This window comes from Thioalkalivibrio sp. ALE16, assembly GCF_000381305.1.
Classification (GTDB): domain Bacteria; phylum Pseudomonadota; class Gammaproteobacteria; order Ectothiorhodospirales; family Ectothiorhodospiraceae; genus Thioalkalivibrio.
The window spans coordinates 77,951-90,128 of the sequence record NZ_KB906358.1 but is presented as its reverse complement, the minus strand read 5'-3'; the positions used below and the strand labels follow the sequence as shown (position 1 = coordinate 90,128).

13 protein-coding genes are annotated in these 12,178 nt (G+C 67.5%); 2 read left to right on the top strand and 11 right to left on the bottom strand.

Translation table 11 applies throughout. From position 1 onward, the window contains the following. Positions 1 to 12: 12 nt before the first annotated feature. Positions 13 to 1,383: a KamA family radical SAM protein gene (locus F627_RS0105820; protein WP_018879110.1), complete on the bottom strand. Its 1,371-nt coding sequence runs from the start codon at positions 1,381 to 1,383 to the stop codon at positions 13 to 15. 289 nt (positions 1,384 to 1,672) lie between these two features. On the opposite strand from F627_RS0105820, the gene F627_RS0105815 reads away from it, so the two are divergent. Further along, positions 1,673 to 2,806, top strand: coding sequence for an aminotransferase class V-fold PLP-dependent enzyme (locus tag F627_RS0105815; protein WP_019583547.1), 1,134 nt, complete (start codon positions 1,673 to 1,675; stop codon positions 2,804 to 2,806). 105 nt (positions 2,807 to 2,911) lie between these two features. Here the strand turns inward: F627_RS0105815 and F627_RS0105810 are convergent, their stop codons facing one another. The 10 genes from F627_RS0105810 to fabD all read right to left on the bottom strand — a co-directional run bounded on the left by F627_RS0105810 (position 2,912) and on the right by fabD (position 11,675). Continuing rightward, positions 2,912 to 3,250 (bottom strand): PilZ domain-containing protein, encoded by a 339-nt coding sequence (locus F627_RS0105810; RefSeq protein WP_017941553.1) that lies wholly within the window; start codon positions 3,248 to 3,250, stop codon positions 2,912 to 2,914. Positions 3,251 to 3,351: 101 nt separating this feature from the next. Continuing rightward, positions 3,352 to 4,341 (bottom strand): hypothetical protein, encoded by a 990-nt coding sequence (locus F627_RS0105805; protein WP_018877400.1) that lies wholly within the window; start codon positions 4,339 to 4,341, stop codon positions 3,352 to 3,354. Between the two features lie 3 nt (positions 4,342 to 4,344). Beyond that, on the bottom strand, positions 4,345 to 5,001 hold the full coding sequence (gene tmk, locus F627_RS0105800; RefSeq protein ID WP_018875482.1) for a dTMP kinase: 657 nt from the start codon (positions 4,999 to 5,001) through the stop codon (positions 4,345 to 4,347). Positions 5,002 to 5,016: 15 nt separating this feature from the next. Further along, positions 5,017 to 6,051, bottom strand: coding sequence for an endolytic transglycosylase MltG (gene mltG, locus F627_RS0105795; RefSeq protein ID WP_019583546.1), 1,035 nt, complete (start codon positions 6,049 to 6,051; stop codon positions 5,017 to 5,019). Next, on the bottom strand, positions 6,038 to 6,850 hold the full coding sequence (gene pabC / locus F627_RS0105790; RefSeq protein ID WP_019583545.1) for an aminodeoxychorismate lyase: 813 nt from the start codon (positions 6,848 to 6,850) through the stop codon (positions 6,038 to 6,040). The genes mltG and pabC overlap by 14 nt, the downstream gene beginning before the upstream one ends. Beyond that, positions 6,847 to 8,196: an aminodeoxychorismate synthase component I gene (locus F627_RS0105785; protein WP_018879114.1), complete on the bottom strand. Its 1,350-nt coding sequence runs from the start codon at positions 8,194 to 8,196 to the stop codon at positions 6,847 to 6,849. Before F627_RS0105785 ends, pabC begins: the two co-directional genes overlap by 4 nt. A 15-nt stretch (positions 8,197 to 8,211) precedes the next feature. Further along, positions 8,212 to 9,432, bottom strand: coding sequence for a beta-ketoacyl-ACP synthase II (fabF, locus tag F627_RS0105780; RefSeq protein ID WP_018879115.1), 1,221 nt, complete (start codon positions 9,430 to 9,432; stop codon positions 8,212 to 8,214). Between the two features lie 129 nt (positions 9,433 to 9,561). Next, positions 9,562 to 9,801, bottom strand: a complete 240-nt coding sequence (gene acpP, locus F627_RS0105775) for an acyl carrier protein (RefSeq protein WP_017941560.1) — start codon at positions 9,799 to 9,801, stop codon at positions 9,562 to 9,564. A gap of 128 nt (positions 9,802 to 9,929) precedes the next feature. Then, positions 9,930 to 10,667 carry a 3-oxoacyl-ACP reductase FabG gene (fabG, locus tag F627_RS0105770; protein ID WP_018866327.1) on the bottom strand — a complete coding sequence of 246 codons (738 nt, stop codon included), beginning with the start codon at positions 10,665 to 10,667 and terminating at the stop codon, positions 9,930 to 9,932. Between the two features lie 57 nt (positions 10,668 to 10,724). Further along, positions 10,725 to 11,675, bottom strand: coding sequence for an ACP S-malonyltransferase (gene fabD, locus F627_RS0105765; RefSeq protein WP_081630723.1), 951 nt, complete (start codon positions 11,673 to 11,675; stop codon positions 10,725 to 10,727). Positions 11,676 to 11,885: 210 nt separating this feature from the next. On the opposite strand from fabD, the gene infA reads away from it, so the two are divergent. Further along, positions 11,886 to 12,104, top strand: coding sequence for a translation initiation factor IF-1 (gene infA, locus F627_RS0105760; RefSeq protein WP_012982660.1), 219 nt, complete (start codon positions 11,886 to 11,888; stop codon positions 12,102 to 12,104). Positions 12,105 to 12,178: the final 74 nt, after the last annotated feature.

The following is a 12,178-nucleotide window of genomic DNA, read 5'->3' as shown; positions in this document are numbered from 1 at the left end:
GTCAGGGGGCGGTTACTCGCCGGATGCGGCCTTGATCGCGGCCAGCTCATCCTCGAAGAAGAAGCGCTCTTCGCCGAAGGCCGGTTGCAACTGGTCCAGCCAGGTGGCCTGGTCGTCATAGCGTGCGAAGAAGGGCCGCTGTACCCAGTCGGGATTGCGCGCCTGAATAAACCGCAGCACGAATACCTTCTCGCCCTGGATCTCCGCCACGCCCTGGATCTCGACCTTGCCGGGTTCCGCGCTCATCGAGGGGCCCCGGGCGGTGCGACCCAGTCCGGAAACCTGCTGCATGGCCTCGCGATAGATCTCCCAGGCCCGGGCCAGTGGCACCTCGAAATAGCGTCGGGCGCCGGTGTCGCGCTCGACGAACATGTAGTACGGGATGATCCCCAGGCGGACCTCTTCTCGCCACAGATCCGCCCATGCGCCCGGGTCATCGTTGATGTGCCGCAGCAACGGACCCTGGGCACGAATCTCGGCGCCGGTATCCCGGACGCGGCGGATCGCCTCGCGCGCGATCGGGGTACGCAGCTCGTGGGGATGGTTGTAATGGGCCATCAGCGCCACGTGTTTCCCCGCCTCCGCGAGTCGCTCCAGGAGATGCAGGAGCTCGTCCGCGTCACTGTCCGTGACAAAGCGATAGGGCCAGAACGTCAGGGCCTTGGTGCCGATACGGACGGTCTGGACATGGGCCAGATCCGGCTCCAGCAATCCCTCCAGGTAGGCCTTCAGGTGCTTGGTTTTCATCACCAGCGGGTCGCCGCCCGTCATCAGCAGGTCGCTGATCTCCGTGTGGCTGCGCAGGTAGTCGTGCAGCAATCCGGCATCGGTACTGGCGATCCGCAGTTCCTTGTCTCCGACAAACTGGGCCCAGCGAAAGCAGAAGGTGCAATAGCTGTGGCAGGTCTGCCCCTGTCCGGGGAAGAACAGGACCGTCTCGCGGTACTTGTGCTGCAGCCCGTTGATCACCTCGCCGGCTTCCTCGCTGGGCCGGTTGAGTTCCAGCTGGCCGGCGGGATGCGGGTTCAGGTCCTCGCGCAGTTCACGCGCCAGGGCCTGGATCTCGCCACGTGATGCACCCTTTCGGTGGAGATCGGCCATACGCTCGAAGGCCCCCGGTTCCAGCATCTCCCGCTGCGGGAAGGTCAGCTGGAACATCGGGTCGTCGGGGACGCGATCCCAGTCGATCAGTTCCTCGATCACGTAGTCGTTGACCCGGAACGGCAGCACGCTGGCGACCACGCGCATTTCGAACCGCATGGCCTCCGGCAGCGCCGCGACCGCCGGAATACGATCGAGCGAACGGTCATTGAAGACCCGGAATTCGCGCGACTCGACGGCCCCGAGCTCGGGGTCCCGATAGAACTGGACAACGGAATTCATCCGTCCCTCCTGTACTGGCAAGGTGCAAAACGGCGCAGCGCCTGCGGGAGGCCGGAAGGCGCGGTGGACGAGGCCATGCGGCCGCTGCGAGGGTCCGTTCACCAAACCCGATGACATGGATTGAGGCGCAGACCCGGGGTATTCAGGGAGCCGGCAAATTAACAACTTGCCCGGGGAATCACAACAAGCGCCTGACACGCGGCACCGGTCACGGCGGCTCTGGCGCGCGAACGGTGTTCTACGGGCCGCCCGACTGGGTTACCCTTCGGGCCCGGCCCAGGAGGATCGCATGCACCCGGAATTTCCGCAGGAAGGGATTATCCATCTCAACCATGCCGCCGTCGGCCCATGGCCGCGACGCACCGAGGAGGCGGTCTGCCAGTTCGCCCATACGAACGTCGTCCATGGTTCGCGCGACTACCTCCAGTGGCTGCGGCATGTCGATGCAACCCGGGCGCTCGCCCGCGCGCTGATCGGTGCCCCGTCGGCCGAGGATATCGCCTTCGTCAAGAACACCTCGGAGGCGCTTTCGATGGTGGCCTTCGGCCTCGACTGGCGCCCGGGCGACAACGTCGTGTTCCCGGTCCACGAGTTTCCGTCGAACCGCGTGGTCTGGCTGGCCGCGGCCGAGCGCTTCGGCATCGAGGCCCGCGAGGTGCCGGTTGGTCCGGAGCCGGAACGCGATCTTCTGGCCGCCTGCGACGGGCACACGCGCCTGGTCGCCACCAGCGCGGTACGCTACGACTCCGGGATGCGCATCGACATCCAGGCGCTGGGCGCTGAACTGCGCGCGCGCAGCATCCTGTTCTGCGTCGACGCGATCCAGCACCTGGGCGCCCTGCCCTTTGATGCGCCCGGTTGTCATGCCGATTTCGTGATGGCGGATGCGCACAAGTGGATGCTGGCGCCGGAGGGGATCGGGGTGTTCTACGTGAACCCGGAGGCGCGCGAGCAGCTGACGCTGCAGGAATACGGCTGGAACATGCTGGCGCATGCCGGTGACTTCTCCAACCCCGGCATCGAACCAGCCACCAGCGCTCGGCGGTTCGAGCCGGGCAGCCCGAACATGCTGGGGGTTCACGCCCTGCACGCCAGCCTGTCGCTGCTGCTGGAGACCGGGCTCGAGACCATCGACCACGAAATCCGCGAGCACTGGCTGCACCTGGAGGACGGGTTGCGCAGCCAGGGATGCCGCATCCTGACACCGCGCGGCCGGCGCGCCGGCATCCTCACCTTCCGGCCACCGGTGGACGATCTGGATGCGCTGTACGCCCGGCTTCAGGGGTACGGGGTGCTGTGTGCCCTGCGCGGCGGCGGGATCCGCTTTGCACCCCACTTCTATCTGACGCGGGAACAGATCGACCGCGCGCTGGAGTGCGTGGCCGAGGCTATCCGCGAGAACGCGGCTGCAGGCGTGCGCTGAGGGTGGCGGATGCGGGTCGACAAGGGGACCCGGACGCGGCGAGCTGCGGCGGGTGACGGGCTCGAACGGCAAGCCCGCCCGAACACCCTGGCCTTTGCCCGGCGGCTAGAACGTGTGGGTCTTGCGGTCCGAGTTCAGCATACCGCCCAGGTGCTCCTCGATGCGGCGATGAGTCACGCCCTTGTCGGACTTGTTGAACTGCACGCCGATGCCGCGCAGGCGGTTGCCCTGCGCCCGTGGCGGGGTGATCCAGACCACCGTGCAGGGCGTCGGCAGGCGGTCCGAATCCTCCAGCAGTGACAGCAGCAGGAAGACTTGATCCCCGAGCTTGTAGGCCTTGTCGGTCGGGATGAACAGCCCGCCGTTGGTCACGAACGGCATGTACGCCGCATACAGCGCGGGTTTTTCCTTGATTGCCAAGGTGAGCATGCCCTGCCCGGCCATAGACCCTCCCGTGTGACCTGATTACGTGCTGGGCCGAGGAGTATCGCCCATCGATGCGATCGCGCGCCACCCCGTGGCCGCTCGCGGCGTGAGTTGTGCCGCTACTTCGCCTGGAAATTCAGGGCGATATCCTCCATGCGCAGCTGCGGGTTCAGCTGACGGCTCGCCTGGCGTTGCCAGACCAGCGCCCGCGCGGACAGCTCGGCCAGGCGTCGCGCGCCGGCACGCCGGGCAAAGCCCTCCAGAAGATCGCGCGGGAATTGCCGGCCAAAGGCATCCGGCTCGCCGTTGACCGCCAGACGCTGGGCCGACACCAGCAGGGCCTGGATCCGCGGAATCAGGGATTCCGGCAGGCTGCGCTGCAGGGTAGCCGCCATCGCGTGCACGCTGGCGCCACGCAACAACGCGGTCAGGGCCTCGCGGTCCTGTTCCCAGCGACCCATGCGTTCGGGGTCGGTCAGGATCTCGCGGGCGGCCAGTGGTCGCCCGAGGCTGGCTGCATAGGCCTCGTCCACCGCTGCCGGATTATCCGAGAACCCGCGCAGCCAGGCCGTCGCGTCCGCCGGGGCCGGATTGGCGATCTCGATGGTCTGACAGCGGCTGCGGATCGTCGCCGGCAGACGCGCGGGCTGCGCCGCCTCGAGGATCAGCATCGCCCCGGTCGGCGGTTCTTCCAGGGTCTTGAGCAAGGCATTTGCGGCATTCGCGTTCAGGGCGTCGGCCGGGCGGATGATCACGGAGCGCAGATCCCCCGACCCGGACAGCGACAGGAAGTCGATCGCCTCGCGGGCCGCGGCGATCAGGATCTCCTTCCCGGCCTCCTCCGGTTCCAGGGCCATCACCTCCGGGTGCACACCGGTACTGAAGCTGCGGCAGGCGTTACACTCGCCGCAGGCCGCTTCCTCGCCGCTGGCGCGCTGGCACAACAGTGCCTGAACCAGCGCGGTGGTCAGCAGGGCCTTGCCCACCCCGGTCGCGCCGTGGATCAGCAGACCGGTGGGCAGGCGGCCGTCACGTCCGCGCCGGACCAGTCCGCTCCACGGCGCCTGCAGCCAGGGTGGCAGCGCCTCCCGGGTGTCGGTTCCCTCCATCCTTCAGCCGCCCCCCAGCGCGTGCAGCGGCAGGCGCTCCCGCACGCCCGCCAGGATCCGCTCGGCCACGGTGTCCGGATCCGCCGCTCCATCCACCACCAGGTATCGGTCGGGGGCCTTTGCCGCGCGCTGGCGATACGCCTCGCGCGCGCGCTCGAAGAAGTCCAGCGCCTCTCGCTCGATCCGGTCACGGCGCCCCCGCTGCACCGCCCGTTCCAGTCCGGTCTCGGGGGCAATATCCAGCAGGATCACCAGATCCGGCCGCAGCTCGCCCTGCAGCCAGTCCTCCAGACTGGCCACTCGCTGGCCTCCCAGGCCCCTTCCCGCGCCCTGATAAGCGAAGGAGGCGTCGGTAAAGCGGTCGCTGAGCACCCAGTCGCCCGCGTCCAGGGCTGGCCGGATGATCTCGGCCAGATGCTGGGCCCGCGCCGCGAACATCAGCAACAATTCCGCCTCCGGGCACATCCCGGGCAGATCCGGATCCAGCAGCAACCCGCGCAGGCGCTCGCCCAGCGCGGTTCCGCCCGGCTCGCGCGTGACGCGCAGGCTGTGGCCGGCGGCGCGCAATCGAGCCTCCAGCCGCTCGATCTGGGTGGTCTTGCCCGAGCCCTCGATACCCTCAAGCACCAGAAAACGACCAGGATGGGGTGAGCGATCCATGCGCAGGGGCTCCCGTTAGCGGTTGCGGATGCCGTAGCGGCTGCCGTCCCCGCCCAGCTGGTAGCGGATCACGGCCTCGCGGTGTTCGCGATAGGTCTGGGAGAAATGATGGCTGCCATCGCCGCGCGAAACAAAGAACAGGTCGTCGGTATCCGCCGGCCGCGCGGCGGCCTCCAGGGCGGCCCGCCCCGGCAGCGCGATCGGCGTCGGGGGCAACCCCGCGCGCGTGTAGGTGTTGTAGGGGTGGTCACGATCCAGCTCGGCCCGCGTCAGACGCTGCACGCCCGGTTCCTGCACGTACAGCAGGGTCGGGTCGGTCTGCAGTCGCATGCCGCGCTTCAGCCGATTCACGAATACGCCCGCTACCCGGTCCCGCTCGTCCCCACGCCCGGTCTCGCGCTCGATGATCGAGGCCAGGATCAGCAGCTCATAGGGGGAATCCACCGGGTGGTCCTCGATACGGCCTTCCCAGGCCCGCTCCAGGTGCAGGCGCATGGCCTGATGGGCGCGCTCCAGCACCGTCAGGGCCTCGGTGCCGGAGCCGAAGAAATAGGTATCCGGAAGAAACCAGCCTTCCGGATGATCCAGGTCCGACAAGCCCAGGGTCTCGAGGAGGTTGTGAACCCCGACCGACTCCGGCGGACCGACCAGCTCCGGATGTTCGCGCAGCGCGCTCAGTGCCTGGCGGATGGTCCAGCCCTCGGGAAAGGTCAGGCGATGCTGGATGACCTCGCCCCGGGCCATCGCGTGCAGCAGATCGCGCGGCGTCATCCCCGGGGTCACTGCGTACTCGCCGGCCTGTAGCCGCGGCGCAAGCCCCTGGCGCCGCCCGTAGACCTCCGCCACCCAGGCGGACTCGATCCAGCCGCGCTCGGCAAACGAGCGGCTGACCGAGCGCAGCCCCTGACCGGATGCAAGCTGGTAGCGTTCCGAGGCGTCCAGCGCCAGGGGCGTGTCCAGTTGTGCCCGGTAGTGTTCGCCCAACCACCAGGCGGTGCCCAGGGCAAGCACGACCACCAGGGCCAGGACGGCGAGACTAATGCGCTTCATGCAACGCGATTCCCATGCGGTAGAGCGGATCATCCTGCCACGCGCGCCCCGGATTGTCCGCTTCAGCCAGCACCGCCGGGGTCATCCCGAGACGGGCATTGGTTATGTAGATACCGTCGGCCTGCCTGATCCGTTCGGTCTCCGGATACTCCTCGACCACGGAGAATCCAAACCCTGCCGCATGATCGAGGATCCAGGCCCGCCGGGTCCCGGCAATCCCGGCCTGGTCGAGCGGGGGCGTCAGCAGGCGCTGCCCCTCGCGCACCCAGAGATTGCCCTGGGTGGCGCTGATCACCCGCCCCAGTGCATCGCAAACGATCGCTTCCTCCCAGCCACTTTCCCAGTGGCTGCGTACCATCACCTGTTCCAGGCGGCTGGTGTGCTTGAGCCCCGCGAGCGCCGGATTCACGCCGATCGGCACCGCCGACCAGCCCAGGACCAGGGGCCTCCGGTCGCCAGGTGGCGCGGCGTCCGACGCGGGCCCGGCACTGACAATCCGCGTGGGTGCCGGATGGGCGGGTGGCGCGTACCCTCGGGGCCCTCCGCCACGCGTAATCGTCACCCGCACCAGGCATTCGGGCCCGTGCGCCACCCGTGCCACTTCCTCGAGAATCTGCCCTTCCTCGGGCTCCGGGAAGCCCAGCTGGCGCAGGCCCCGCCACAGCCGATCCCGGTGGTACGCCCACAATTGCGGCTGGCTCGAACGCACGCGCAGGGTCTCGAACAGCCCATCCCCGAGCAGCAACCCGCGATCACCCGCCGAGACGTTCTCGTCCGGTTCCCCGTTCACCAGGATCACGAAAGCGCCTCGTTGTGCACGCCCAGCGCCTCCAGAAGACCCCGTGCCTTGTGCCGGGTCTCCTCCAGCTCGCGCTCCGGGTCCGAGTCAGCCACGATGCCGGCACCGGCGCGGAAGCGCAGCTCGTTCCCGTGCGCAACGAGCGTACGGATCAGGATGTTGGTATCCATGCGCCCGTGCCGGCTCACGTAGCCACAGGCGCCGGTGTAGGCGCCACGCGGCGCGTACTGCTCCAGTTCCTGGATGATCTGCATGCTGCGAATCTTCGGGCACCCGGTGATGGTGCCGCCGGGGAAGACCGCCCGCAGGACATCAGCGGCCGTGGTCCCGGGGCGCAGGCGCCCGACGATGCTCGAGACAATGTGGTGCACCCGGCGATAGCTCTCGATGGTCATCAGCTCCGCGACCCGCACGCTGCCAATCTCGGCCACCCGCCCGACATCGTTGCGTTCCAGGTCCACCAGCATCACATGTTCGGCCCGCTCTTTAAGATTAAAGTTCAACTCACTGAAAAGACGCCGATCCTTGTCGGCGTCCGCATCCCGTCTTCGGGTTCCCGCGATCGGCCGGGTCTCGATTTCGCCCCGCTCCACCGACACCAGGCGTTCCGGCGAGGAGCTGATCACGTGGGCCCCCGGCAACTGCAGCCAGGCGGCAAACGGGGCCGCATTCGCCTGACGCAGGCGCATATACAGCACCGCCGGATCCAGCGGTGCGGCCGCCGTGGCATGCCATTCCCGCGACAGATTGACCTGGAAGGTATCGCCGGCTCGAATGTACTCGAGGCCGCGAAGTACCGCCTCGCGGTATTGGGCCGGATCCTCCTCCTGCAAGGAAAGATCGGGCAAGGGGCTGCACGCCGCGTCCGCATCCTCCTGTACTGCCTCCAGGTCCCGCTCGACCTGCGCCCGGCGCTCGGCATCGTCCGTTTCGTCCACGAACCATGTACGGCCCGCGTGGTGATCATGGATCAGGGCCGCGGGAAAATAGGTCAGCAGCGCGTCCGGCAGCCAGGGATCCGACCGGCATTCACCCAGCGCCGGCTCCAGGCCCCAGGACAGCTCGTATCCCGCGTAGAGGAACCACCCTCCGAGGAACGGGAGATGGGCATGGGGCGTGTCGTCCGGGGCCAGCTCCGGTACCCCGGACAGGTCCTGGTCCAGCGCCTGCAGGATATCCTCGCCCGCCGCGGTCGAAAGGGTTCGACCGGGAAAGGCAAACAGGATGGAGAAGCGTGCCGGGGCCTGCCCGATGAGGGCCGACTCCAGCAGGTGCGGGTAGCGTTCGGGGAATCGCCGCGCCAGGGCCGCGAAATCGACCCCGGCGGCCAGTGGATGGACCGCCATGGCGGCGCCGCAGCGTCAGATGCTGCGGAACACCAGCGTGCCGTTGGTGCCGCCGAACCCGAAGGAGTTGGACAGGCCGACCTTGGTGTTCATCTCGCGCGCTTCGTTGGCCACATAGTCCAGATCGCAGCCTTCGCTCGGGTTTTCCAGGTTGATGGTCGGCGGCGACACCTGATCGCGCAGGGCCAGCGCCGTGAAAACGCCCTCGATCCCGCCGGCGGCCCCCAGCAGGTGGCCGGTCATCGACTTGGTGGAGTTCACCAGAAGCTTGTAGGCATGGTCACCGAAGGCCTTCTTCAGCCCCTGGGTCTCCGCCAGGTCGCCCGCCGGCGTCGAGGTCCCGTGCGCGTTGATATACCCGACCTCTTCCGGATTCACGCCGGCATCCTTCAGCGCCCGGTGCATGCACTTGGCGGCGCCGGAGCCATCCTGGATGGGCTGCGTCATGTGGTGGGCATCAGCGTTCCAGGCGAACCCCGCGACCTCGCAGTAGATGTTCGCCCCGCGAGCCTTCGCATGCTCGTACTCTTCCAGCATCATCACGCCAGCACCATCGCTGAGCACGAAGCCGTCACGATCCTGGTCCCAGGGGCGGGAAGCGCGTTCCGGATCGTCGTTGCGGGTGGACAGCGCGCGAGCCGCGGCAAAGCCGCCGATGCCCAGCGGCGTGGTCGCCATCTCGGCCCCGCCGGCCACCATCGCATCGGCGTCGCCGTAGGCGATCATGCGCGCCGCGTCGCCGATGTTGTGGGTCCCGGTGGCACAGGCCGAGACGATGGAGATGTTCGGGCCCTGCAGGTTGCGCATGATGGACAGATTGCCGGCCACCATATTGATGATCGCACTGGGCACGAAGAACGGCGAGATCTTGCGCGCCCCGCCCTTCAGGTATGCCCCGTAGGAACGTTCGATATACGGCAGACCGCCGATTCCGGAGCCGATCGCGACCCCGATCCGTTCGGCGTTCTCCTCGGTCACCTCCAGTCCGGAGTCGTCCAGGGCCTGAAGCCCCGCGGCCAGCCCGTAGAGGACGAAGGTGTCCATCTTTTTCTGATCTTTCGTCGAGACGTAATCATTGGCCTCGAAATCCCGAACGGCGCCGGAGATCTTCACCGGCATGTCCGAGGCATCGAAGACATCGATGGGGGAAATGCCGCTCTTGCCGGCCTTGATGTTGCTCCAGGCCTTGTCGATAGTGGATCCGACCGGGGACACGATCCCCAGTCCGGTAATCACGACACGTCGCTTAGCCAATGATGTTCTCCTCGAAAGACTGAAATACGCGTTCAGCGAAACGACGAAGGGCCGCCCTGCGCGCAGGAAGGCCCGTTCGCGTCGTCCTGACCGGCGCCCGGAGGCGTCGGATCAGTCCTTCATGTGCTCGTTGATATAGTCGATCGCCTGCTGCACGGTGGTGATCTTTTCCGCCTGCTCGTCGGGGATCTCGGTCTCGAATTCTTCTTCGAGCGCCATCACCAGTTCCACCGTGTCCAGCGAGTCCGCACCCAGGTCGTCAACGAAAGCGGCGGCGTTGGTCACGTCCTCTTCCTTGACTCCCAGTTGCTCGACAACGATCTTCTTGACGCGTTCTTCAATGCTACTCATGGTTCAGAAATCCCCTTCGGTGTGAGGCGGCTTCGTTGAAAGGTCCGCCATTCTAGAGAAAAGCCCCGCCGCGATCTAGCGATCCGTGCAGCGGGCCATGCGGGCGGCACGCGGCCTGCCCGCCGTGATCAATGCATGAACATCCCGCCGTTCACGTGCAGGGTCTCGCCGGTGATGTAACCGGCCTCCTCGGACGCGAGGAAACCCACCGCCGCGGCGATCTCCTCCGGCGCGCCGAGGCGCCCCAGCGGGATCTGGCCCAGCAGGGCCGCTTTCGTGTCATCGCCCAGCTCGCGGGTCATGTCGGTATCGATGAACCCGGGGGCGACCGTGTTCACCGTGATACTGCGGCTGCCGACCTCGCGCGCCAGCGACCGGGCAAACCCGGCCAGGCCCGCCTTGGCCGCCGCATAGTTGGTCTGTCCCGCGTTGCCGGTGGAGCCGACCACCGACCCGATCAGGATGATACGGCCGCGGCGCAGCTTCATCATGCCCTTCAGCAGGCGCTGGGTCAGGCGCACGGCGGCGGAGAGGTTGGTGTCGATGATCGCATCCCACTCCTCGTCCTTCATGCGCATGAAGAGGTTGTCGCGGGTAATGCCGGCGTTGTTCACCAGCACCTCGATCGGGCCTTCCTGCGCCTGGATCGCCTGCAGGCCGGCGGCGACGGAATCGGCGTCGGTGACGTCCATGGCGATGCCGCGGCCGCCCCATTCCTTCAGGGCCTCGGTGATCCGCTCGGCGCCGGCGTCACTGGTGGCGGTGCCTACCACCTGCAGGCCCTGCTCGGCCAGACGCCGGGCGATGGCGGCGCCAATGCCGCGGCTGGCGCCGGTTACCAGGGCTACACGTTTGCTGTCAGACATGGTTGTGCCTTTGCTTCATGTGAGAGGGAGTCGCGAACCGCGGCGGCGCGAGCGCGCTCAGGATGCGTCCGACCCCAGGCGTTCCAGGGTGGCGTTCAGCGTGTCGCGATCGGCGACATCGAACAATTCCAGATCCCGGTCGATGCGCTTGGCCAGTCCGGTCAGCACGCGCCCGGGCCCGCACTCGACCTGCACCGCCACGCCCTGCTCGCGCAGACCGCGAATGGTCTCGACCCAGCGTACGGGCCGGTACAGCTGCGCGGCCAGGTTCTCCTTGATGGTCTCCGCCGAATCCGCCGGCGCGGCCGTCACATTCTGCCAGACCGGGATGCTCGGCGAGCTGAAGCTGGTCCTGTCAAGCGCAGCCTGCAGGCGCTCGGCCGCCGGCCGCATCAAGGCGCAGTGCGAGGGAACCGAGACCGGAAGCTTCAGGGCGCGCTTGGCGCCGGCGTCCTTCGCCGCCCCCACCGCACGGTCCACCGCCGCGGCATTACCCGCGATGACCACCTGGCCCGGGGCGTTCAGATTGACCGCCTCCAATACCTCGCCCCCGGCATGCTCGCTGCAAAGGGTCTGCACCGCGGCATCGTCGAGCCCGAGGATCGCGGCCATCGCGCCCTCGCCTTCCGGGACCGCCGCCTGCATCGCCCGGGCGCGTTCCGCGACCAGCCGTACCGCATCGGGGAAGCGCAGCACGCCCGCGGCCACCAGGGCGCTGTACTCGCCCAGGCTGTGACCAGCAACGGCCTGCGGGCGCGCGGGGGTCTGCTCGCTCAGCAGGCGCCAGGCGGCAACCCCCGCGGCCAGCATCACCGGCTGGGTCCATTCGGTCTGGTTCAGCTGCTCGACCGGGCCGTGCTGGCACAGGCTCCAGAGATCGGCGTCAAGGCAGTCCGACGCCTCCTGAAAGGTGTCACGGACAATGGCATGGTCGTCGCCCAGGTCGGCCAGCATGCCGGTGGACTGGGACCCCTGGCCGGGAAAAACGGCTGCCCAAGAAGTTGTCATTCGCAATGGTCTCGCGCGTGAAAGCGCGCGTAGTGTAGGCGGTCAGGGAAATGGCGGCAAACGCGGCGTCCGACTCGTCCCGCACCTGCACCGAGGCCGTCGCCCCGTCCATCCACGCCGTGGACCGGCCCTGCGAGGCGCGCCATGACTTGTGTTCCGCTGGTGCATCCGGATAATGTCGCCACCTTGATTCAATACGAGAGGAACTGTATGGCGAAGGAAGACGAAATCGAGCTGGAGGGTACCGTCGTCGAGACGCTCCCGAACACCACCTTCCGGGTGGAGCTCGAAAATGGGCACACGATCACGGCGCACATCTCCGGCAAGATGCGCAAGCATTACATCCGGATCCTGCGCGGCGACAAGGTGATCGTGCAGATGACGCCCTATGACCTGACCAAGGGTCGCATCGTCTACCGCAACAAGTAAGTTCGCCTCTCCAACGAAGAAGCCCCGGCAGGACCGGGGCTTCTTCATTTGCGGGCCCTTGCGCGGGCCCGGTT

Coding starts and splice junctions, on each gene's coding strand:
- fabG (WP_018866327.1), bottom strand. CDS start 10,667: ATGTCTGACAGCAAACGTGTAGCCCTGGTAACCGGCGCCAGCCGCGGC.
- F627_RS0105785 (WP_018879114.1), bottom strand. CDS start 8,196: ATGGCGGTCCATCCACTGGCCGCCGGGGTCGATTTCGCGGCCCTGGCG.
- tmk (WP_018875482.1), bottom strand. CDS start 5,001: ATGGATCGCTCACCCCATCCTGGTCGTTTTCTGGTGCTTGAGGGTATC.
- mltG (WP_019583546.1), bottom strand. CDS start 6,051: ATGAAGCGCATTAGTCTCGCCGTCCTGGCCCTGGTGGTCGTGCTTGCC.
- infA (WP_012982660.1), top strand. CDS start 11,886: ATGGCGAAGGAAGACGAAATCGAGCTGGAGGGTACCGTCGTCGAGACG.
- F627_RS0105815 (WP_019583547.1), top strand. CDS start 1,673: ATGCACCCGGAATTTCCGCAGGAAGGGATTATCCATCTCAACCATGCC.
- acpP (WP_017941560.1), bottom strand. CDS start 9,801: ATGAGTAGCATTGAAGAACGCGTCAAGAAGATCGTTGTCGAGCAACTG.
- fabD (WP_081630723.1), bottom strand. CDS start 11,675: ATGACAACTTCTTGGGCAGCCGTTTTTCCCGGCCAGGGGTCCCAGTCC.
- F627_RS0105805 (WP_018877400.1), bottom strand. CDS start 4,341: ATGGAGGGAACCGACACCCGGGAGGCGCTGCCACCCTGGCTGCAGGCG.
- F627_RS0105810 (WP_017941553.1), bottom strand. CDS start 3,250: ATGGCCGGGCAGGGCATGCTCACCTTGGCAATCAAGGAAAAACCCGCG.
- F627_RS0105820 (WP_018879110.1), bottom strand. CDS start 1,383: ATGAATTCCGTTGTCCAGTTCTATCGGGACCCCGAGCTCGGGGCCGTC.